General features: G+C 49.7%; 32 protein-coding genes. 31 read left to right on the top strand and 1 reads right to left on the bottom strand.

Annotated features, from left to right (window positions below; genetic code table 11):
- The first annotated feature begins 76 nt into the window (after positions 1-76).
- The 26 genes from HV213_RS31070 to HV213_RS30945 all read left to right on the top strand — a co-directional run bounded on the left by HV213_RS31070 (position 77) and on the right by HV213_RS30945 (position 16,637).
- The gene (locus HV213_RS31070) at positions 77-454 is read left to right on the top strand and encodes a hypothetical protein (protein ID WP_015063074.1); all 378 of its coding nucleotides are present in this window, start codon (positions 77-79) and stop codon (positions 452-454) included.
- 135 nt (positions 455-589) lie between these two features.
- Positions 590-1,024 carry a hypothetical protein gene (locus HV213_RS31065; RefSeq protein WP_015063073.1) on the top strand — a complete coding sequence of 145 codons (435 nt, stop codon included), beginning with the start codon at positions 590-592 and terminating at the stop codon, positions 1,022-1,024.
- 63 nt (positions 1,025-1,087) lie between these two features.
- Positions 1,088-1,345 (top strand): hypothetical protein, encoded by a 258-nt coding sequence (locus HV213_RS31060; protein ID WP_022652126.1) that lies wholly within the window; start codon positions 1,088-1,090, stop codon positions 1,343-1,345.
- A gap of 115 nt (positions 1,346-1,460) precedes the next feature.
- Entirely contained in the window at positions 1,461-2,096 is a 636-nt protein-coding gene (locus HV213_RS31055; protein WP_022652125.1) for a polyamine aminopropyltransferase, read from the top strand.
- A 61-nt stretch (positions 2,097-2,157) separates the two neighbouring features.
- Positions 2,158-2,769: a polyamine aminopropyltransferase gene (locus HV213_RS31050; RefSeq protein WP_022652124.1), complete on the top strand. Its 612-nt coding sequence runs from the start codon at positions 2,158-2,160 to the stop codon at positions 2,767-2,769.
- Entirely contained in the window at positions 2,756-4,024 is a 1,269-nt protein-coding gene (locus HV213_RS31045) for a DNA methyltransferase (RefSeq protein ID WP_022652123.1), read from the top strand. Before HV213_RS31050 ends, HV213_RS31045 begins: the two co-directional genes overlap by 14 nt.
- Before the next feature lie 175 nt (positions 4,025-4,199).
- On the top strand, positions 4,200-4,508 hold the full coding sequence (locus HV213_RS31040; RefSeq protein ID WP_022652122.1) for a hypothetical protein: 309 nt from the start codon (positions 4,200-4,202) through the stop codon (positions 4,506-4,508).
- 82 nt (positions 4,509-4,590) lie between these two features.
- Positions 4,591-5,031: a type II RES/Xre toxin-antitoxin system antitoxin gene (gene parS / locus HV213_RS31035; protein WP_032610495.1), complete on the top strand. Its 441-nt coding sequence runs from the start codon at positions 4,591-4,593 to the stop codon at positions 5,029-5,031.
- The gene (locus HV213_RS31030) at positions 5,028-5,486 is read left to right on the top strand and encodes an RES family NAD+ phosphorylase (protein ID WP_022652120.1); all 459 of its coding nucleotides are present in this window, start codon (positions 5,028-5,030) and stop codon (positions 5,484-5,486) included. The genes parS and HV213_RS31030 overlap by 4 nt, the downstream gene beginning before the upstream one ends.
- Positions 5,487-5,523: 37 nt before the next feature.
- A complete protein-coding gene (locus HV213_RS31025) occupies positions 5,524-5,754 on the top strand; it encodes a hypothetical protein (RefSeq protein ID WP_022652119.1) in 231 nt (76 codons plus the stop codon).
- Positions 5,755-6,088: 334 nt separating this feature from the next.
- Entirely contained in the window at positions 6,089-6,421 is a 333-nt protein-coding gene (locus HV213_RS31020) for a hypothetical protein (RefSeq protein ID WP_022652118.1), read from the top strand.
- Between the two features lie 56 nt (positions 6,422-6,477).
- Positions 6,478-6,741, top strand: a complete 264-nt coding sequence (locus tag HV213_RS31015; RefSeq protein ID WP_032610382.1) for a hypothetical protein — start codon at positions 6,478-6,480, stop codon at positions 6,739-6,741.
- An 87-nt stretch (positions 6,742-6,828) separates the two neighbouring features.
- Positions 6,829-8,186, top strand: a protein-coding gene (locus HV213_RS31010; protein WP_105318584.1) for an IS3 family transposase whose coding sequence is annotated in 2 segments (ribosomal slippage) — positions 6,829-7,291 and positions 7,291-8,186 — 1,359 coding nt in all. Because the reading frame shifts where the segments join, the coding sequence is not laid out codon by codon here.
- 228 nt (positions 8,187-8,414) lie between these two features.
- Positions 8,415-9,221: a hypothetical protein gene (locus HV213_RS31005; protein ID WP_015063028.1), complete on the top strand. Its 807-nt coding sequence runs from the start codon at positions 8,415-8,417 to the stop codon at positions 9,219-9,221.
- Positions 9,222-9,267: 46 nt separating this feature from the next.
- Positions 9,268-9,714 carry a hypothetical protein gene (locus HV213_RS31000; RefSeq protein WP_015063027.1) on the top strand — a complete coding sequence of 149 codons (447 nt, stop codon included), beginning with the start codon at positions 9,268-9,270 and terminating at the stop codon, positions 9,712-9,714.
- Positions 9,715-9,891: 177 nt separating this feature from the next.
- Entirely contained in the window at positions 9,892-11,694 is a 1,803-nt protein-coding gene (locus tag HV213_RS30995) for an adenine nucleotide alpha hydrolase family protein (protein ID WP_059509374.1), read from the top strand.
- A 181-nt stretch (positions 11,695-11,875) separates the two neighbouring features.
- A complete protein-coding gene (locus HV213_RS30990; protein ID WP_015063025.1) occupies positions 11,876-12,370 on the top strand; it encodes a hypothetical protein in 495 nt (164 codons plus the stop codon).
- A 57-nt stretch (positions 12,371-12,427) separates the two neighbouring features.
- Complete coding sequence (locus HV213_RS30985; RefSeq protein WP_022652360.1) at positions 12,428-12,652, top strand: hypothetical protein; 225 nt, start codon at positions 12,428-12,430, stop codon at positions 12,650-12,652.
- A 138-nt stretch (positions 12,653-12,790) separates the two neighbouring features.
- On the top strand, positions 12,791-13,489 hold the full coding sequence (locus tag HV213_RS30980; protein ID WP_022652359.1) for an ASCH domain-containing protein: 699 nt from the start codon (positions 12,791-12,793) through the stop codon (positions 13,487-13,489).
- Positions 13,486-13,794, top strand: coding sequence for a hypothetical protein (locus HV213_RS30975; protein WP_022652358.1), 309 nt, complete (start codon positions 13,486-13,488; stop codon positions 13,792-13,794). The genes HV213_RS30980 and HV213_RS30975 overlap by 4 nt, the downstream gene beginning before the upstream one ends.
- Positions 13,795-13,827: 33 nt before the next feature.
- Complete coding sequence (locus HV213_RS30970; protein WP_022652357.1) at positions 13,828-14,352, top strand: HNH endonuclease; 525 nt, start codon at positions 13,828-13,830, stop codon at positions 14,350-14,352.
- Positions 14,353-14,376: 24 nt separating this feature from the next.
- Positions 14,377-14,991 (top strand): DUF6012 family protein, encoded by a 615-nt coding sequence (locus HV213_RS30965; protein WP_015063022.1) that lies wholly within the window; start codon positions 14,377-14,379, stop codon positions 14,989-14,991.
- A gap of 155 nt (positions 14,992-15,146) precedes the next feature.
- A complete protein-coding gene (locus tag HV213_RS30960; RefSeq protein WP_022652355.1) occupies positions 15,147-15,383 on the top strand; it encodes a hypothetical protein in 237 nt (78 codons plus the stop codon).
- Positions 15,384-15,416: 33 nt separating this feature from the next.
- A complete protein-coding gene (locus tag HV213_RS30955) occupies positions 15,417-15,665 on the top strand; it encodes a hypothetical protein (RefSeq protein WP_022652354.1) in 249 nt (82 codons plus the stop codon).
- An 84-nt stretch (positions 15,666-15,749) separates the two neighbouring features.
- Positions 15,750-16,151, top strand: coding sequence for a hypothetical protein (locus HV213_RS30950; RefSeq protein ID WP_022652353.1), 402 nt, complete (start codon positions 15,750-15,752; stop codon positions 16,149-16,151).
- Positions 16,152-16,331: 180 nt separating this feature from the next.
- Positions 16,332-16,637: a DUF957 domain-containing protein gene (locus HV213_RS30945; protein ID WP_103286031.1), complete on the top strand. Its 306-nt coding sequence runs from the start codon at positions 16,332-16,334 to the stop codon at positions 16,635-16,637.
- 5 nt (positions 16,638-16,642) lie between these two features.
- Here HV213_RS30945 and HV213_RS30940 read toward each other — a convergent pair whose 3' ends face one another.
- Positions 16,643-17,674, bottom strand: coding sequence for an IS630-like element ISEc33 family transposase (locus tag HV213_RS30940; RefSeq protein WP_001395480.1), 1,032 nt, complete (start codon positions 17,672-17,674; stop codon positions 16,643-16,645).
- A 128-nt stretch (positions 17,675-17,802) separates the two neighbouring features.
- Between HV213_RS30940 and HV213_RS30935 the strand changes: the two genes are divergently transcribed.
- From HV213_RS30935 to HV213_RS30915, 5 genes are all read left to right on the top strand, one after another.
- Complete coding sequence (locus HV213_RS30935; RefSeq protein ID WP_181486534.1) at positions 17,803-18,222, top strand: DUF3085 domain-containing protein; 420 nt, start codon at positions 17,803-17,805, stop codon at positions 18,220-18,222.
- Between the two features lie 75 nt (positions 18,223-18,297).
- Positions 18,298-19,526, top strand: a protein-coding gene (locus HV213_RS30930) for an IS3-like element ISEc36 family transposase (RefSeq protein ID WP_110129298.1) whose coding sequence is annotated in 2 segments (ribosomal slippage) — positions 18,298-18,613 and positions 18,613-19,526 — 1,230 coding nt in all. Because the reading frame shifts where the segments join, the coding sequence is not laid out codon by codon here.
- A 673-nt stretch (positions 19,527-20,199) separates the two neighbouring features.
- The gene (locus tag HV213_RS30925; protein ID WP_022652350.1) at positions 20,200-20,403 is read left to right on the top strand and encodes a hypothetical protein; all 204 of its coding nucleotides are present in this window, start codon (positions 20,200-20,202) and stop codon (positions 20,401-20,403) included.
- Positions 20,404-20,452: 49 nt separating this feature from the next.
- Positions 20,453-20,677: a hypothetical protein gene (locus tag HV213_RS30920; RefSeq protein WP_022652349.1), complete on the top strand. Its 225-nt coding sequence runs from the start codon at positions 20,453-20,455 to the stop codon at positions 20,675-20,677.
- A gap of 34 nt (positions 20,678-20,711) precedes the next feature.
- Positions 20,712-20,918, top strand: coding sequence for a hypothetical protein (locus HV213_RS30915; protein ID WP_032610492.1), 207 nt, complete (start codon positions 20,712-20,714; stop codon positions 20,916-20,918).
- Positions 20,919-21,002 lie beyond the last annotated feature (84 nt).

Here is a 21,002-nt window from a genome sequence, read left to right as displayed (position 1 = left end):
TCGGAAAAATTTTGCCGCAGGTTATTAGCCGTCGAGCGCGTCCTGGTATAATTGCCACATACCAACAGGAGACATCATGAATAAATTAGATATCATTTCCAGTCAGCTTAATTTCATTTCCCTTCTTAATGCTGTCGGTTATTCCGTATCTGATGTTGTATTTAAACGTCACGGTGCATCAACCGACTTTAATGCAGGTTTCTGGACGTTTGTCGCGGAGCAGAAAGATCGCTATATCGAAGTGTCGTGCAGCCTGTCACATCCTACCGCAGAAGGCACGCAGCATATCGATGTGCGCATTGATATGTTTGAAGACCCGATTGATGATGAGATCTCCCGGACTTTAGACACCAACACCTATGCCACGAATTATAAATATATTGAGCGAGTGCCGTTTACTGAATCCGTCAAAAGAGAATTTACCACCAGCCTTGGTGATATTATTTCAGAATAGTGCCAGCTTAATTCACGGCATGGATGCCTGAGATTTTCTTCAAAATATTCTCTTCCGGGTTATTAGGTTTTGAACCCAACCTGGTATTATATATCTACAGGCAATGCCAACAAATAATGAAGCGTCGGAGGCGATATGAGCATTCAGGAATTCGATTTTACCACCTGTGATTTATTTTCCATTCTGGACTCTCTGAATTATTCCCGCGAGGATATTAATGGTCTTACTCCGGCTATTTTCCGGGACGGCGAATTATCGAGAGTCTCTCTCTCTGTCGTCCAGTCTACCCGCTCGGCGGAAATCACGATCAGCCAGCGCGTGAGCACCGCCACAGGTCTCCGCTGCTATGTGCTGTTGATTGCGCAGCATGAAGACCGCATCCACAGTGAAGCCCTCAGCCAAGATGCTGAGGCGCAGTATCAGGTGAATCGCTTTATCCGCAAGATGGCTGAAGTCACGGATGCCAGCACCAAATCGATCAAGAAATGCTCTCAGATGATGAAAAAAATCATAAAGGAGCACCAGTTTAAAGCCAATCCTTCTTTCGGCCAGAGTTTCATCAAGGGTTGATTGAGTCTTGCCCCGGACGCCGGGGCAACGCTGAATAAACCCCTAACCAGCCGGGAGGCGCAGATGCCTGAAAAAAACTTCATTGTCAAAATTGTATGCCGGAATGGCGAGTATGAGCATTCCAGCGTGAAGCTTGTCGCCAGCGATACTGAGGCAAACGCCAGCCAGACGGCATTACTGAATGAGTGTCGCGACGAGGTCGAAGCACTGAGTTTTGAAGACGGCGGAGTGTATGATCTTGGCGGGGAATTCTTCTATCAAGTGAAGAGCTGCCAACAGCTGCCACCGGAGGATGCGGAGATCCTACTTCGTTACCTGTGAACCCGTGGACGGTTGCGTCAGCCGCCGTCCGTTGTAACGCGATCTTGCCTGCCCAGCCCGAGGGTTATGTGGTAATTTCCCGGCAACAGAATGATTCGAAATTAAGGTTATCAGTATGAAAAGTAAATTTGCTGAGCTGCCGGTGAAAAACGGGAAATCCGGTAACTGGACGCTGGACTCCTTTGTGATTACGCCAGAAAAAGCGCAGACCCTGAAGCTTCGCGCCGAATATACAAAGGATCAGGATGAATATATCCCGGCAGGCGTCTACCGGCGTTTGTCCTGTGATAACGAAGTGGTGATGTCCAATACGCCGATGGAGATCCGTACCTGTGAAGCTTTCATTGAGCGAGCAACTGGACGCATCCTGATTAACGGACTGGGGCTGGGAATGGTGCTGCACGCCATTCTTCAGAAGCCTGACGTGACCCACGTGACCGTCATTGAGAAGTCTCAGGATGTGATGAACCTGGTTTCCAAAGCATTTGCTCACGATCCCCGCGTTGAAATTATCCTTGCGGATGCTCTGAAATACTGCCCACCGGCAGGCGTTACCTTCAATGTGTGCTGGCATGATATCTGGCCAGATTTTTCGAGATCAAATCTTGATGAAATGGAAGCGCTCGAACGCAAATATCTCCACCTGTGCGACTGGCAGGACTCGTGGGGTAAAGAGCAGTGTGAAGCTGCCCTGATTCGTTTCGCGGCGCTGGAATCGTCACTGGAGTCCCTGATGCAGAAAGGGAAGTGACCTGCTTCACCGTCTTCCTGCGCCCACTTACGTTGAACTGAATCCATTTTAAGGATGACTGATGAAGAGTTGCTTTTCTAATTTACCTGTTAAAGATGGAACATCCGGTGCCTGGACACTGGACAGCTTCGAAATCTCCAAAGATAAGGCGGTTAGCCTTTTCCTCCGTGCCGCTACGGAGGATATCGACGCGGTTTTACAGCCCGGTAACTATCGCCGCCTTTCAAATGGCAGAAATGTGGTGATGACCAATTTGCCATACGAAATCCAACTCTGTCAGGAGTTCATAAAGCGAGCGACAGGGCACGTCCTGATCAACGGACTGGGGCTGGGGATGGTGCTGCACGCCATTCTTCAGAAGCCGGAAGTTAACAACGTGACTGTCATTGAGAAGTCGCAGGATGTGATTAACCTAGTTGCCGAGGCCTTTGCCCACGATCCCCGTGTTGAAATCATCCATGCGGATGCTCTGGAATACTGCCCACCGGCAGGCGTTACTTACGATGTGTGCTGGCACGACGTCTGGGCGGGATTATCGAGTTCAAATCTCGATGAAATGGAAGCACTCGAACGCAAATATCTCCACCTGTGCGACTGGCAGGACTCGTGGGGTAAAGAGCAGTGTGAAGCCGCCCTGGTCCGTTTTTCAAGGATGGCTGATGAGCAACCTTAACAGCGATTTGATTGCGCGGATCTATGCCGCGTCAGACACCCCGTTAACGAACGAAGAGCTGTATCGCGAGGTACAACGCGAAACGGGGATGTCGGATGCAGAACTACAGAAAATGAAGGCGTTCGGCTCGGACAAAATGCGAACCAGCGGCGTCAAGCATCAGGTTCGCTGGTATCAGCAGACGCTGCGGCAGGCCGGGGTGATCGAGCGTGTCCCGGAAAAGCGGGGCGTCTGGCGCTATGCCTTCAAAAATGACAAGAAGCTGCATGAGTCCTGGGACAAACTGTGCGTCGTTGGCTTCTCAACTTCGCTCGGGGCATCGGTCTTCGGGAATGCGTACGCGTTCTTCAGCAACATCAATGAGCAAATCCATCTCTGCCTTACGTCGCCCCCGTTCCTGCTGCGTAATGCCCGAAATTACGGGCACGGCGGCGGACGCGGTGAGCAGGCGTATATTGACTGGCTGCTGCGGATTCTTGAGCCTATCGTGAAGCAGCTCGTGCCGGGGGGCAGCGTGGCGCTCAATGTGACGCAGGACAGCTTTAATCCAGGCAGGCCATCGCGCTCTCTGTATCTGGAAAGACTGACACTGGCGCTGTGCGATAAGCTGGGTCTTGAGCTGATGGACAGACTGAACTGGGTGAACCGAGCGAAACCCCCGTCGCCGACTCACTGGGCGTGTAAACAGCGTGTTCAGCTCTGTTCGTCTTACGAGCCGGTGCTGTGGTTTACTAATGACGCGCAAAAGGTTCGTTCGAACAACATGCGCGTTCTCCAGCCTCATTCAGAGCAGCATCAGAAATTGCAGGCGTCCGGCGGCGAAAACCGCACTACATTTTACGGGGATGGCGCTTACCAGCTTAAAAATGGCGCCTTCGGCAATAAGACAGAAGGGACTATCTCCAAAAATACGCTTATGTTTGGCAATGCCTGCCCGGATACGCGGCTCTGCCATCGCATCGCCCGCGAACTGGGGTTTCCGCTGCACGGTGCAACGTCACCCACTCGACTCGCCGCATTCCTGATCGAGTTCCTCACCAGGCCTGGTGATCTGGTAGTTGAGCCATTTGCCGGTCTGCACAAAGTACCGGTTGCCGCTGAGCGGCTCGGCAGACGTTGGTATGCAACGGACAAAATAATGGAATGGCTCGGGATCTCGCGCAGCCTGTTTACAGAAATGCCGGGATACCAGAGCAGCCCGATACTCGATGACCTGGTTGCCCTTTACCGTGATGAACTGCGGGAAGGGGGATGAGCTGGGCGGTTTAGCCTGGCCAGCAGCCGGAAGTGACGCCAGCGGGGATGTCCTGCGGCGACGGCGCTGACAGAAAATGATTCAGCAACATACCGGCGTAATGGCCACCAGGATTCTTCTCCCGGATGCCTTAAAAACGACGGCGACAATTTTAATCACTGAAGGGAGTGTGAGCATGAAGAATTTGACTGAACAGGTTTCCCCCATTGAACTGCAAAAGGGCGACCGTGTTGAAGCGTACGGCGCATTAATGGAAGTGATGCACATCGTTGAATCCGGCTGTGATGTCCCCGGCGGCGTCCGCGTTGCCGCCTGCGTCTCGCGGGTTATCGGTGACACCACCGGTACTATTCCGCGTGGATGGCTGGAAACGCCCGAACAAATGTCGGAACGGGGGGCAACCTGGGCCGCAGAGCTTCCGGCTGGGCTGTACTGGAACATTCAGGGCAATGCCCATGCCAGAGTCAGCCGGGTGACGAACTGACGTTATGAGAAAGGTGAAAATATTGCCAGTAGTCACCCATATGGTATAATTGACATACCAAATGGGAGGGTCGGTTATGACTATGAAAGTTTTTTCTCCAGATTTATCCAAAATGAACCCGCACGGCTTATGGCAGGTGGTGGGTCTGGATAATGACGGCATTGCGCTGATGGACAAAATTAGCCACGGACTGGAAGGTAAAGTCGCTCATTCCATTTCTGAATGGGCGAACATCACGCCGTCGGAACTGCGCAAAATGTCCGGCATTCCGAACACCACCTTCAATCGCAGCGTAAAAGCCCGTTTCACTGCGGATCAGAGCGAACGTCTGGTGCGTATTATTCGCGTCATTGAACGGGCTGTAGAGCTGTTCGAAGGCGACAAAGAGGCAGCACAGAAATGGATGAACGAGCCAAACCGTGGCTTGAGCTGGAAGACTCCGGCAGATGTTGTCTCTTCGGAAACCGGCGCACTCGAAGTGATGCGCCTGATCACCCGTATTGAACACGGAGTCTATTCGTGATCCTGTATCGGATGACCAAGACCCGCTATATTACGACTGCATGGTCGGGATTAGGTGCGAAAGAAGCGGGAGGCCGCTGGAACAGTGTCGGCACAGCACTTGTCTATCTGTCCGAGACGGCCTCTCTGACCATGCTGGAGACGCTGGTGCATATCAATGCCCCGCAGCTTCTGGACGCTTACACGCTGCTGAGCATTGATGTCCCGGATGACCAGATCCAGGCCTTTGACTTGAACCTGCTGCCGCCGGGCTGGGCAAGTGAAGATGCGCCCGCAGAACTTGCCCTGTATGGCGATAACTGGGCTGAAAGTGGCTCTTCTGTTGCCCTGCGTATTCCCAGTGCATTATCTCCGGTGGAGTTTAACTACCTTTTAAATCCGGCTCATCCGGCGATTTTTGATCTGATGAAAACCGTCCAGAAAATTCCTTACCAGTACGACACACGGCTGAAATAGTTTCAGGTTTATATAACCTCCTGGATTGAGATGATAAATGATGACAAGCGAAAAAATCTTTAAAATCAGTGTATCGCTCGTTGTGTTATTTTCTTTCGTTTACTGGGGGCTTGATCCCGAATTTATCTGTAAATTTGCCAGTGACCCATCCAGTACCTGTGATTATTCTGAGCGTATTCCATTGCTTAACTTTATTTCTTCAGTATGGGCATTGATGCTGACTGTGACTCTGGCTGGCATTCTCGTTAAGTGGGTCAGAAAAAATTAGCCGCAGCTTTTGAACCGGGACAGGCTCTTCATAACGTCTTGTGTTCCGTCTGGTATTGCAACCGGGGCAGAGAGTATTTTACTTCAGATAATAACCTGAATATTTGAAATATACTTTTATACCAGACGATGCAGGTTCGTTGCGTACTTAATTCCGAATATGTCAAATGTGAAATGAATTGCAATCGGATAATGTGATTTTGCTGTTTCCAGATTTGTTCTCTTCCTGTTTTATTCCTCTATTTTTAAAAATTTCGCTTTGTACTTATTAGCCAGTGAACCGACTTTGCTAAAATATCCCTACAGCAACCCAACTGACGGTCGAGGTTAATAGTATGGAATCCGAACAGCTCATCACTAAAATTACTCAGACACTGAAACGCCCCGACGGCTCTGAAGTGCGTATTGTGGTGCAGCAGTCATTTGGCTTAGGCCTCACGCCTTCGCTGGGTGTGTATGTCCTGCGTCGCCCGACCACTGTCGACAACTGGCAGTTGTGCAAAAACACACCGCACAAGGACTGGCGCACCATGTCGGTGGATGAATACCAGAAACACGGGCGTTCTGAAATGCTGCGGTACGTCTCCATCGGCGAAATCCTTCGCCTAAGCGCCGCGATTGGCAAACCGATGAGCTACGTTGATACCTGTCCGGGTTTACAGGGCTGATGGTGTATTTTACCCGTAGCAGAACTGACAAATTTAAAAATTGCAGACGGAGAAAAATGATGATTAACAAACAGGGCAACGCTGTAAATCTCCCGGACTTAAGCCGACTGTATATTATCTCAGGCCGCATGATGTTTGATGATGAGGAAGAAGTGATGCTGGTTGAAGCCGACTCCTCCGGTGAAGCAGAAGCGGCATTCCGGCGACATATCGCCGACAGAGAGGCACACATTGAAAAGGCACTTGTCATTTCGTCGGCGTCCCTTCAATCACTGTTACCAGACCGGATCATTGTTTCCGCCCTGACACATACCTTATAACTGAATCTTTCCCATTTAATAAATGCCGCCCTTGTTGAAGTGAACCCCGAAAGTTGGACATCCAACGATTAGGGGTTTTGCGTTTCAATGGGCAGAAAAAAATACTCACCTGAATTCAAGCAGCAAGTCGTACTCCACTATCTGTTCAGCAGTGATGGTGCAAAGAAAACAGCGCGGTTGTTCGGCGTTGATCACGGAGCGGTCAGACGCTGGACTGAGCACTGGAAAGTGAATGGGATGGACAGTTTTACCATTCCTACCAGGGCTTACTCTGCCGAGTTTAAAGAGTCTGTCGTGCTCTGGATGCAGCAACACAACAAATCATCCCGGAAAGCTGCGGCGGAGTTTCGTATTGCAGCCGCTTGTACTGTCAGCAAATGGGAGCGTCTTTACCGTACTGGCGGTATCATTGCCCTACAGGATAAACCCAGAGGACGCCAGATGAAGTCAGGGAAGAACGAAACTTCAGATAAAGAACTTAATAATCCCCGTCCAGCGTTCCAGAACGCTGAGGAAGAACTTGAATACCTGCGTGTTGAGAATGCCTACCTAAAAAAGCTTCAGGCCTTGATTCGGGAAAAGCAGAAGACAAAGCAAAAATAATTACCGAATTGAGGCGAAACCATAACCTGAGAATGCTGCTTCATATAGCAGGATTACCTCGCAGCACGTACTACTGGCATGTCAAAGCAGATAGCCGTGGAGAGCGCTATGAGGGCGAACAGCAAAGAATAGCCGCACTGTTCCACTATCATAAAGGACGATATGGTTACCGGCGCATTACCCTGGCGTTGCGTAATGAAGGCTATGGCATTAATCATAAAACAGTACGGAAACTGATGCGCAAGATGGGGCTGGCCTCATGCCTGAGAAGCAAAAAGTATCAGTCATACAAAGGCACCTACGGTAAAGTAGCGCCAAATACCCTTGCACGTGATTTTAAGGCCAGCAGTCCAAACCAGAAATGGGTCACGGATGTGACAGAGTTCAACGTAAAAGGGACAAAGCTGTATCTGTCACCAGTGCTTGATCTGTATAACAGCGAGATAATAGCCTGGAATATGACGACGCATCCGGGAATGAATCTGGTCGAAAACATGCTCAGCAAAGCCGTCAAGAGGCTGAAACCGGGTGACAGACCGGTACTGCACTCTGATCAGGGTTGGCAGTATCAGATGGCACGGTATCAGGAGAAACTTAAAGCTAAAGGCATAGAACAAAGCATGTCGCGCAAAGGGAACTGTCTGGACAATGCAGTGATAGAAAATTTTTTTGGTCTGCTGAAAACAGAATGTTGGTACCACGAAGAGTTTGAAAATACAGACCATCTACGAAAAACGGTGGAAGAGTATATCCACTACTACAACAACGAACGAATCAAGCTAAAACTAAACGGCCTGAGTCCGGTACAATACCGAACCCAGGCCATGTCAGCCGCCAGTTAAGAACGTGTCCAATATATGGGGTTCACTTCATTGTGGCGGTTTTTTATTTTTTCCGCATAATTACTTAATGCCGCCCTCTAAATAATGGCTGGATTAATAAATATGGCGCCTGTCTTCTCTATAAAAACTTCGAAAATATTTCATTTCGGGTTATTAGGTGCGGGTATCTGTTTTGATATTATCTATTCACAGACAGCAATCACACTTAATTAAATAAGGAGTTATGCAATGGCAAATAATTACACTCAGGCATCCTTCACAATTCTCTGTTCACAGGAACAGGCTCAGATGGCTCTGGACGCGATTGCGTATGTTACGGACACGGATGTGTCGGAAGGTGATCACCTGCTGTCTAAACCTGCTTCAGAGTGTTCCCTCACTGAACTGCTGGTCCTGGGTATTATTCAGAACCACCCGGAGTGCGATCCGTTTGAGCCGACTTTTGGTCAGCCGGAGTCACCAGAAGACAATTACGAGCTGGAACTCAAAGCGGAAATCACCGGTAGCGGTCTGGCAATCAGCCATGATGAAAGCATTAACCTCGACCACGCAATCGCGGTAACAACTGCCGTGTTGTCGGTGTTTAACCTGCCTGAAATGGTCACAATCAATGCCGCTTTCGTCTGCGACCGACCACGCGAAAACGAGTTCGGCGGTGCGACAATCGTGGTGACTAAAGATACACACCACTATGAGGAAGGCTTTAATTTTTCCCGCCTGATGAACGAAGCCCATGATGCCGGTGTTCAGTATGCGTTGGTGAAAGTGAACCAGTATAACCACGAAAACACATACACAGAATGCTATCTGATGAGCTGCAAAGCGTCTGAATCGCCTTATGACGTTGCACGCCACCGCCTGGCCTCGGACGAGAGTACTTCTGACGATCCTGATGAGGATGGAGTCATCATTCTCAGCGAAGAAGACAACACCAGCATGGCGCTTCACAGCGTCACCGAACTGACGCCCGTCGTGTACGACAGCCTGAGCAAATTGCTGCCTTCGCTGGACGTATTGTGCCCCGTGACTGCCTGATAACCCTAGATTGCCACCGGGACAGCCGGTGGCATGGAGAGCTGAAATGTTCAATAAACTTTTGATTGCGTCCGCTAGCTGCATCAATGAATTTGCGAGTGAAGTCCCGCAAAGCGTCTTCTTTTCCATTGATACATCGCTGGCTCAGCGTATCCGTGAACTGGCGGCATACGTGAAAGAGAATGATTTGTACGTTGCAGAGTTTTTCTTCTATGACTGCCTCTGGTCCGAAACATCGGAAGAGGACATTGAGGAACTCATGGCGAAGGCTGCATTTATTGAAAGTGACAGTAACGGGCAGGAAACCATGCTCCGGGACGTCATGCCGTCCTCTCGCACGGAAACAACTTCCATCCGGGTCATGAAAGAATCATTTCAACTGACGGCTGTACCCCGCCATTGCGGTGATGACATGATGCTCAATACCCCCAGAATTCCGTTGGCAGAGCTGGAATCAAATACGACGGTTTTAATTACCCAGCAGTATTCGTGAGAGCGTGGTAAAGATAATATATTTATTGCCGCGTAATTCTATTTATTCAGTGCTATTTAGTTAAATTGGCATAATTCCAATTTAACTAAATTTATCTTCACATATTGCACTGAAGATATTAGATGGGTTTAATAAATAACGCGATAATGCAGCGAAAGCCAAAATTCAGGAAATAATATGTATATCGAAATAAAAGAAACATTCCTTGAATTACCCTCAGAAATTCAATTTTCTGAGGCGGCTAACGCTGCCATTCTGACGCAGGATAAATGGGGCGATGTCTGGCAAACACTGAAGACCGATGCGGATCTGAATTATACCGATGCCGGTGAGCCGGTCAGTCTCGCATCGCGCGTGACGACGGCAACCAGTGCCATTTATCATGCGATTACCGAAGGCTGGACCATGTGCGTCGGCTACAGCGGCGGGAAAGACTCCCACTCGCTACTGCACCTGTTCCTCATGGCCCTGATCCGTGCCGTACGGAACGGGTCGAACGTCAGCCAGCACCACTTCATTCAGATCTCCAACACCCTGATTGAAAACCCTGAGATGCATCATCAGTCCACGCAGGTTCTCAGCCAGCTCCGAGCCTTTATTGCCGAACAGCAACTGCCCGTGACCGTCCTGGTGGCCCAGCGTTTCCTGACCAAAATCCAGTACGACTGGAGCCTTCGGGATTATATCGGCCGCAAAGTGTTTGAGGGCGGGTATGTGCGTCTTCAGCCCAATGTTTTCTCGTCGTCCCTGACCGAACGACTGTTCCATATCTGTTGCAGCCTCGATTACGTGGAGGCCCAGCGGGCCGCAGCGGTGCGGGAAAAGTTACTTTCTGGCGAGGTCGAAGATACGGCGCATAACCGCCGCATGGCGGAGCCGCAGTTTCGACTGGTGCAGGAAGCCAACGTGCTGCATATCGACTTTCTCTGGTCACTGCATTGCTTTAACCCGCGACCATTTCGCGCCATCGAACTTTACCGCCAGGTGTGGGAAGGGGGGGCACTGGATCTGCTCGACGATGAGCCAGCTATGCAACCCGTACCCCGCACGCCGATGCCAGCACCACGCTGGATGAAGTTGCCGGAAGGCCGTATCGGGACGTCATTTGACGGGCTGTCTGATCCGTCTGCCGAAATGGCCTATTTTGACGGTCGGGAGGATGACCGTGCTTCCCGCAGCCTGCTGAGCAGCGGGGAAAGCCTGAACATCGTTGCATTCGAAGAAGAGGATGAGCTGACGGTCGATGAAGACACTGCGTCCTGGATTATCTGGCATGAATATGACGGATTACGCCAGCGTGTGTCTGACGGTGAGTTTACCCCCGTGGCGGCGGCACAGTACCTGCTTAGATACGGCGCCGTCCGAATTTCCCGGGGGAAAGGTGCGGTGTACCACCGCCTCGCTCAACGCGGGCAGGCCTTTTCACGTCTTGGCATTAACGACCAGACGCCGCTGCCGTCCCTGCTCGTCAGCCACCGTTTCAAGATCCTGACCGACTGCGATTACCGCCTGCTCGTTGCCCGTAAACTGCGGGGGCAGCGGCAGAAACTGCGCTTCTGGTGCTGTGTTGCGGCCTGTGTGGCGCTGCACACCCACAACCGAACGCCTCTTGGGGCATGGATCACGACGCAACTGGAGAACGAACGCCAGCAACATCTGGCCCGGACGGGTGACGAACTGAAAGCCGGTCTGCTCGACGCTGTACTGACTCTCTGTAACCTGCGGATTAAGCCTCAATCAATGCAACCGGAGGAACGGTTGTATTACCGGGCTGTCAGAAAACGCTTTCTGACGACGTTAGCCAGGTGTATTTCCCAGGAGTACGACGAAACCTTACGGGAGGTTATTTGGGCGCTGAGGATGCTGTCCGGTCCCCAGTCTTCGAAAAAGACGGGATTCCGGCATGTGGATGATTGCCGGGAGAGTACTGCGGCACTGTTAAGGCCTCTGCTGAATCGTCTGGTCCGCCTGCTGGCGTGAGGCAATTAGCACAATCAGACAGATCTAAAAAAGCGTGAAAATAGCCCCGTTAACGGAAAAATAGATGAAATGTGTGTGGTGTAATGCTCGCAGGGGTGAAGTCCGTTACGGTGCGGGTTTGAAAAGTAACTTTTTTCATCAGACTAACAACATCCATTTTAAAACTATTAGGGACTGATATATGACCGATAAAGAGGATAAAAAAAGGAACTTAAGGAAGATAAGGGGCATTTCAATCAACTGGGAATTTAATAAGCCCACTGGTAAGGAACACCTGCTATTAATTATTGCCATAGTGGCATGTATTTTCCCTAGTCAGATTTTTTTCAATTCCTCTCTATGGAGCGGCTTCCTGTATTTAATTTGTGTTGCGGGTAGTTATGCATACCTGGCTATACCTCATTTTAAACATCGTAAGGAAATCTGGAAGGGATGGCTTGACCAGTCGCTGAAAGAGTACCAGCCGCTTGATCTGCAAGCTTGGGAGGTTTTTAAGGCCCGCGTTAGTGAGGAAGGCATGACTTATGTTGCTTTTGAATCATGGATGAATACTGAGGCTAGTGCTTTATATAAAGAACCCAAACAAGAATGGTCATTTGTCGACAAAACACCGGTCGGAGAAAATGATCAGTCAGAACCTGTTCAACAGATTTCAGTAAGTAATAAAAAAGAATAGATAATTTTAATCGAAAACCGTCCTGAAAACAGGGCTAATTATCCAGAGGATTGCACTATGACTATTCAAGAAAAAAATACCGTTTTCATTTTTAATGCCTGCCACGCTGACAAGGCCACTGCCTCCAGCGCCAATGCACTTTACAGCCTGGAAGTTGAATATCCGATGACCCTGAATGATTTGTCATTGCTGTGTGAGTCTGTCGCGAAAGCGTTGGATGCACCTGGTTGCGTGAAATATGAAATTACGACCGAGCCGGTAGTGGAAGCGGATGAAGATTAATTCGGGGTGTGTACACCACGTTTTCAGGAAGGGATGTAGAGTCCCGCGACCGTGTAACGACTGTCGTTTCCAGGGATGGGCGAATAAAGATGGATAGGCTTCTCAATGTGTGAACCATGTGTGAAAGGAGAAACCACAGTGAAGACACGTGGAATGCTTTTTAAAGATGAAATGGTCAGGGCAATTCTGGCAAACCAGAAAACACAGACGCGGCGGATTATAGAGCCTCAGTACAGTTCACCTGAATGGTCGGTAAGGCCTGCGCAAACACCGCGACATCGTGGGCATACGCATGACTGGTGGCTTCCAACAGGAACTCAGCCAAATTCGGCGCTTCGCGCCTGTCCGTACGGTGTAGTTGGCGACCGTATTACTGTACGTGAAGCGTTTTCCTTGCTCGGGAATGAAGATGCGTGCGCGGTGGACTGGAATGACAACATTGTGATGGACAGATCTGAAGCAGCCCGCATTTACCGTGCGAGCTGTGAACAGCGTTCGGGGGATTATGGGCTGTGGTCGATCCCTGATGAGGCCGACTGGAAGCCCCGTACAGAAAATATGAAGTTCGAAGGTGCGTGGACACCTTCTATCCATATGCCTCGCTGGGCCAGCCGTATAGTACTGGAAATCACCGATTTGCGAGTAGAGCGGTTAAACAGCATCAGCGAAGAGGATGCGAAAGCTGAAGGAGCCCCAACCGAATGTTGTGTTATTGGCGATAAGCATTTTCTTGGCTTCCGCAGCCTTTGGAAAGACACCTATGGAGAAGACAGTTGGCAGGCCAACCCGTGGGTGTGGGTAATCAATTTTGAGCGCATTGCTGGGGAAGTCGCATGAATAATGAGGTGAGTTCGCTGGGTACGGAAAAACCCGAAGGTCCTTTTGTTCTTCTGACGTTAGTCGGTGATGGTTTTATCTTCGATGAGCGGCACGAGATTATCAGGATAAATGGAAGACCAAAGCAGGTCGGAGTAAAGCGAAATTATTTTGAATCTGATCTGGGGGAAGGGAAGGCGAAATACTGGACAGTGGATATTAATGAGGCCCATGTATTCCCCACTCTGGATGCCGCGACCGAACAGCTATGTAAATTAAGCCGACCACACCTGATTAAAATCCGAAAACTAATTCAGGAAATTTAATAAAAAACCGTCTTAATATGGTTGGGAGGTCCGGTGAAAGTTCTAAATAACAAAGGCTCAGTAATCGAATTACCCAATTTTTCAGAACTCCTCCCGAAGGTTAAATCTGATGATGGGCGATTTTCAAAGCCCAAAAATAAAATATCCAAAGAGCAACGAGCCGAACTGCGTTTGAAATTTGGTGGTCGGTGTGCCTATTGCGGCTGTACTCTGCCGGAAAAAGGCTGGCATGCCGATCATGTTGAACCGGTGAGGCGGGATTTTGAAATGGTCAGAGCCCCCGCTGGAAGTCGAGTGACACACCAGGCTCGAAGTACCGGTAAGGTCATGCATCCTGAACTGCATGCAATCGAAAATCTTTTTCCGGCTTGCGCCCCCTGCAATCTCTTTAAAGGTGCATTGAGTGTTGAAGGAATGCGGAAAGAAATAAGCCGCCAGGTAGAACGCGCCAGGGCATACAGCGTCAACTTCAGGACCGCAGAGCGATTTGGATTAATTGAAGTCACGGAGAAGCCGATTGTCTTCTGGTTCGAAATGTATCAAGCGACACCGAAATAATTGAAACCATAATAAACGAGGATAATGACGATGTTTTTACACCTGGTACCTAAAATCCTGCATCCGATGGGAAATCTCTGCACGCTGGATTCCGTGAGCGTCACGGAACTGTCGCTTCACCTGACAGGAAATGACCTGGTTGCGATGCGCCCTTATCCGAACAAGCAATACCTGGTGGGTATGCTGAAGGGTCGCAAGGCATTGAATGGATTTCTGGTCAAAATTCCCCGAGCGTTAGAAGAGTTTACGATGGTCTCCGTCTGGAATATTGAAGGATACGGCAAAATAACGCACACCCTGAAGACCTTTGTCGAAGATACGGAATATGACCTGGTTTCCCATGACGTGCTGCTGGCGCAAGGGAGCTACCGGGCACAGGCGTCTGAAGAGTATCGTGTTCACCCTGTCTATAAAAACATTGCGCCGGTACACATCGAACCGAAGATGGAGTCCCTGCTGTCGACCGAACCCAATTTAGAGAACGATGTCTGTGAAACCTATTCGTGGGGGATGCTGGTGCGTACGCGGGAAGAGGGGTTTAAGGCAATGACGATGCCATCAGCCCGTCTCAGGGAGTCTGAGGCACTGCGGGGGGATCGCCAGCCACAACCGGAGCAGGCCATTGTTATTAGCGGGTGAGTGGCGATCAGCCTGATGTCGTTGCACAGGCTGACAGACTCTCAATGGATATACCGGGGAAGTTGATTTTCCAACCTGTAGGTTATTCGGTTCGTACCCCGATTCGGTATAATTAGTTAAATCATAGTTAGTTTATTATGTGTAAGGACATAAACATGGATGAATATCTGGCGCTGGACAAGGCACTCATCGAAGTTCTAACCCCGGTTCCTAAGCCGTTCGCGACATTATTTGCCGGAGAAATCAAAGCAGAGTGTCACAGGATTGCCGCTAGGGAAAGCAATCCGCAACCATTGCGGATTCTTGACCGCCGTTTGCAATCGCTAATTAAGGACGGTCGCATTTCTTATACAACCGGAAAAGGTTGGCTTAAATGTGGTGGCACCGTATAACGGTATTTTCAATACAAAAAATTGGAAAGAATCATGACCAGCAATCGCTCCCGTGAAATAAAAACACCGCCTGTGCATATTATTGCGGATTACGTTCTTCGCTTCATGAAGAACAATAAAGAAGCAAAATTGTACGAAGCAATGAGCCGTCTTGAAAGTAAAATCAAACTCTTTGTTGCTGACGGCCATGATGAGCAGCATATCCGGACACAGTTAAATCAGGCCACACAATGTCATACCAAAGAAACACTGAAACGGGCCTGTGAACGGATTTGTATTTAACCTCATGTTATACATTCTGCGAGTGGTAGGCTGGCCTTTGACATCGTAGCCAGATTCTACCACTGAAAGAGGGACGCAATTTTAATGAAATTTATCCTGTTGTTTTTCATTTTAGTCATTCTGATCTGGGGGTTTACAGGTCTGGCTTTTAAAGAAGCCATTATATTTACGTCCGTCGGACTGAGCATTTCGGTTGTGGCTTTGTCTGCTCTCCTTGTGGTAGTTCTGACATTTGTAATGGCTGCAATGTATGCAACTCAGGAACTGGGTGCGCTGGGAAAAATGATTATCGCTCAGGTTGTACTGACCGGATTATGGAACCTGGCTTTTTCTATTATCCCGGACGGAAAGTTACTTTCTTTTTTCGGCGTAAATATCTGGCAATCCGGCTCATACCTGGTTTACTTCATGGCAGTGTTGATAGCTGTTTTCGCGACGTTCGTCGCGTTCCAGAAGCAGCAGTATTTTTTACCTGATGCACCATAAGCCTTCCGATATGGAAGGTTTTTTCCTTCAGTGCTGAGTTTATTTATAGCGGGTCTGTCTTTACACCTTTTTAAACTAAATTCTGTCCTATCTAATTTATCTATTTTTTTTTGCTCTTTGGGTTATTAGCCGGGAGAGTCGGTTTGTTATATTGGGTTTACACCAACCGAGGGCAAAAAAATGCAGATTAATAAAGTCATGTCTTTTCTTGATATTCTTTCTAGCTGGCTTGAAGACAATATTAATATGGAGTCTGAGCTGGTCTTCGATAATGATGTAGACAATACCACCTCAGAAGCCCTGTATCCCGCAGTGGAAAAAGCTAACGCGGTATTGAGCAAACTTGCATCTCTGTCGTCTGATACGATTCAGGCGACGCGTCAGCGTTTACAGGACGCTGTCGAAGGCAATGGGGAGGTTTCTCCTGCTGACGTCAAAGAGCTGCTCTTGGCAACCAAGCATTTGATGCTAAATAGCTGCGCCTAATACCGCTACACTTTTGCCTGACCATGTTTTCCTCCGGGGAATGGGCTGGCGGTTTCCATAAAATGGCGGACCTTTTTCAGTAACTGCCACATTGAGCGGCACTGATGATTACGGGTTATCGTGTCATGAAGTGCCTGCCATAGCCGTTCCACATGATTCACCCACGGCGAGTAAACCGGCTGGTAAATTACCCTGAACTTGGGATTTGCTTTCAACCAGCGCTGTGTTTCGCGGCTTTTATGGATAATGTAGTTATCAACGATCAGCGTGATTGTTTTCGCCCGCCGGTAAGTGGCTTTCAGGTGCTTCAGCAGAGCGATAAACAGCGCTGAACTTTTGCTGTTGCCGCCCACGTAGCTGACTTTACCCGTGCCACTGTGCAGTGCGCCGGCCAGATAGTATTTTTCGTTCTGCCCCGGCGTCACTACCCGTTTCTGCTGTCCGCGCAACTGCCAGTCCGCACCGATTTTAGGATTAAGGTGGATATCCACTTCATCTTCATAAAATACCGGATGCTCTGCGCTGCATTCATCCAGCGCTTTGTGGATTACCGCCATCTTTTCATCTTTATGTGGGTCACGGATACGCAGAGTTGGCGCGGCCCTGCGCCATACAAGCCCCGCAGATGGCAACCAGCGGCGAACGGTTCCTGCATGTAACTGGCAACCGGTTATCTCATTGATTTTTATTGCCAGTAATTCGGTGCTCCAGCGTGAACGTTGATAACCAAAATCGCCGGGAGAATGCTTTATCAGCTCACGTAACAGGGTGCAGATATGTTCAAAAGGCCAGCGTCGGGAGCGCCCTGCGGGTAAGGATTTCAGGCCTTCAATACCTGAGTGCGTAAACCAGTTAATCCAGCGACCAACGGATGAACGGGCACAACAGAGAGTTCTGGCAACATCGCTGACCCGTTCACCCCGATGAAGCATCAGCATGGCCGTGAGTCTGCGGGCATGATTTTTATCACGCGTTTTATGAATAGCTTTCTGCATCAGGCGTCGTTCGCCACGGGGTATTGGTACTATGATCGGCATCGCTCAGTCCGGTTGGTGATTTTGGTTGGTTTGGCGATTGATCAGATCGCACAATCCGGGCTGAGTTCCCTTTCAGTGATCTACTATTCCGCGCAGCTATTTAGCGCCGGATTGCGGAGAATAATCAGATGAGCAGATTAACATTCGAGATTTCAGGGGTAAAAAAACTGCTTAATGAAATCCAGTCAGCGGATCAATTCCTTGCAACCGTTGATCAGCTTTTTGAGCCAACAAATTATCCGGGGGGGGTGCCTCTTAACGAAGCTGGTAAGACGGAAAAAGAAGCTTGCCTGGCAGGGGAAGTTTTCTGGCCATCGCCAAAGCATATGGTTCAGACCCGTCTGACCCCTCAGATTACTCTGGTAAAAGGCCATGGCGTCTGTCTGATTACCAATGCTTCTCTGGATGGAAGTCCTGTCTCCCGAGATACAGCTATCTATGCCCGTGGAATGAATCCGTCGCTTGATGAAGATTGGAATTATGAGTCTGATCAGATTATGGGAGGAGATGATAGTACAGTTACAGTACCGCTTAGACTGGCCCCCTGAATCTCCAGACAGTTGGTATCACTTAAGTTAGTGATAGTCTTAATACTAGTTTTTAGACTAGTCGTTGGAGTCCGAATGATTGATGTTTTAGGTCCAGAGAAGCGCAGACGGCGAAGTGTTCAGGAAAAAATCGCCATTGTTCAGCAGAGTTTTGAGCCCGGAATGACCGTGTCGCTGGTCGCCCGTCAGCATGGCGTTGCTGCCAGTCAGCTGTTCCTGTGGCGTAAGCAGTATCAGGAAGGCAGCCTTACAGCCGTTGCCGCAGGAGAACAGGTTGTGCCCGCGTCGGAGCTGGCATCTGCGATGAAGCAAATTAAAGAGCTGCAGCGCCTGTTGGGCAAGAAAACCATGGAAAACGAGCTGCTAAAAGAAGCCGTTGAATATGGCCGACAAAAAAAGTGGATAGCGCACGTGCCCTTGTTGCCGGAGGATGGCGAATAAGCCTTGTCAGTCGTTGCCTCCGGGTCTCACGTGCGCAACTGCATGCCATGGCCCGTCGGTCGAAGGACTGGCAGGATCGTCGGTGCAAGCGCAAGCCTGATGATACTGACGCGCTGGCCCGTATCCATACCGTTATCGGCGATCTGCCCACCTATGGTTATCGTCGGGTATGGGCACTGCTGCGCAGACAATCAGAAACTGACGACATGGCGGTGATCAATGCCAAACGCGTATACCGCATCATGCGTCAGAATGCGCTGCTGCTTGAGCGTAAACCGGAAATACCGCCATCGAAGCGGGCGCATACAGGGAAAGTGGCCGTTGGAGAAAGTAACCAGCGGTGGTGCTCTGACGGCTTCGAGTTCAGCTGTGATAACGGTGAAAAACTGCGGGTCACGTTCGCTCTGGACTGTTGCGATCGCGAGGCACTTTACTGGGCGGCCAGTAACGGTGGATATGACAGTGAAACCGTGCAGGACGTCATGCTGGGTGCCGTGGAGCGTCGCTTCGGTAACAGCCTGCCGACATCCCCAGTTGAGTGGCTGACAGACAACGGTTCAGCCTACCGTTCTTATCAGACGCGTCAGTTCGCCAGAATGGTAGGACTGGAGCCTAAACATACGGCGGTACGTAGCCCGGAAAGCAACGGGATGGCAGAGAGCTTCGTGAAAACGATGAAGCGCGATTACATCAGCATCATGCCGAAACCCGACGGGTTAACAGCGGTAAAGAACCTTGCGGAGGCCTTCGAACATTACAACGAATGGCATCCGCATAGTGCACTGGGGTATCGTTCGCCACGGGAATATCTGCGGCGACGAACCAGTCATGGGTTAAGTGATAAAAAGTGTATGGAAATATAGGGGCCAATCCACCGCTTGAGTGGTTTGAACTCGCAATCGAAAAGAAACTTAAGGCTTTTAGTCTCAAAGTATCCCCTACAAAAATAACGCTGGTGAATGGATAAACGAGTCACAGGCTGTATCGGTCTAACATGGTCTGTCCCTGATCTTTCAGCCAGCCGAACAGACCCACCTTAAAAGGAGTATTATGGCTGACACAAAGCGACCTATTTCCCCGCTTACACAGGCCCAAATCTATGTGTTGCATCGTCTGGCAAGCGGAACGCAGTATGAGATCTGCGGTGAATTTCGTCGGGCCCGGGAATGCCGGATGTATAGGGGGGCATCGGATGATGTGCGATGCCGTAGCACCCCGGTCCTCTTTCGGCTTGGGTTGGTTGAGCTGGCCAATCCGTCCCAGCGGCCTTTACCGGGAAGTTATTATCAGGTCAAGCTGAGCGCCACTGGGAGTGATCTCCTGAGGTCCATCGAACGCGACTAAATTTTTCAATTGGAACCGTTTTTCTCTCTGATATCAGGACGGGATGACCACAGGTACCTCGAAAAGAACCTCGCCATTGCCAACCCTGAGGCGCTATTTTTTTCTGGTCAAAATAGGCCCGTTAGCGAAAAAAAAACGGTATCTGATGTGGTGTAATGCTGTTGTCATTTCACCCCAGAAGGATAGCTACTGATGAAATTGTTTTATAGCAAACCAGTTCGCTTTATCGTCATTATCTGTGTATTTCTCCTCGGCGTTGATAACTTGAGCGATATGTTCGCCGATGTTTCCCGATCTGTATTCTACGGCGGTCTCGCTGCTCTCCTTGCAATTGCCGTCGTCATTGCCCGAGTTGGTTACACCAAAAATGCGGACAAGGCCAGCCAGGCGCAGTAACTTTTACTCAGCCACCTTTCGGTGGCTTTTTTTTCATAAGGACTGACTCATGCACAACATTGAAATTTCTACCGTCGCCATTTTCAGCGCCCAGTTTAAAAACATCGAAGACGCCGAGAATGCCGGGGCCCTATATTCAGTCGACATCGAATATCCGATGACGCTGAATGACCTGTCGCTGCTGTGTGAATCCGTAGCAAAAGCCGTTGGTGTCCCTAATGGAGTAAAGTACCAGTTTGTCACTCAGCCGCAACCGGAAGAAAGTGATTATTAACGCTTATGGCGACTGGCTGAACAGGAGAAGAACATTGCCCCATGTTGATCACACCCGGACGCTCCGGGTCCAGCTGTACGATGCCAGCCGCTTTCATGATGGCGCGACGGCGGAACAAGCTGGCGAACTGCATACTGTCGCATTCAGTAAACCCGCGATTACCGATGATATTCAGAAAATTGTGGATACCACTGCCGAGGTGCTCGGTAGACGCTACAGCGTTAACGTATTCTCAAACTGAGCGCCGGAGAAGGAGGTGTCCAGGTGACCTCCTTCTACCTTTTTTTAAATCAAAGACCGTCAAATTTAATTCCCCTGTCAGACG

This window comes from Klebsiella sp. RHBSTW-00484 (assembly GCF_013705725.1).
Classification (GTDB): Bacteria; Pseudomonadota; Gammaproteobacteria; order Enterobacterales; family Enterobacteriaceae; genus Klebsiella.
The sequence above is the reverse complement of the archived record's forward strand: the minus strand, read 5'-3'. Positions and strand labels throughout refer to the sequence as shown.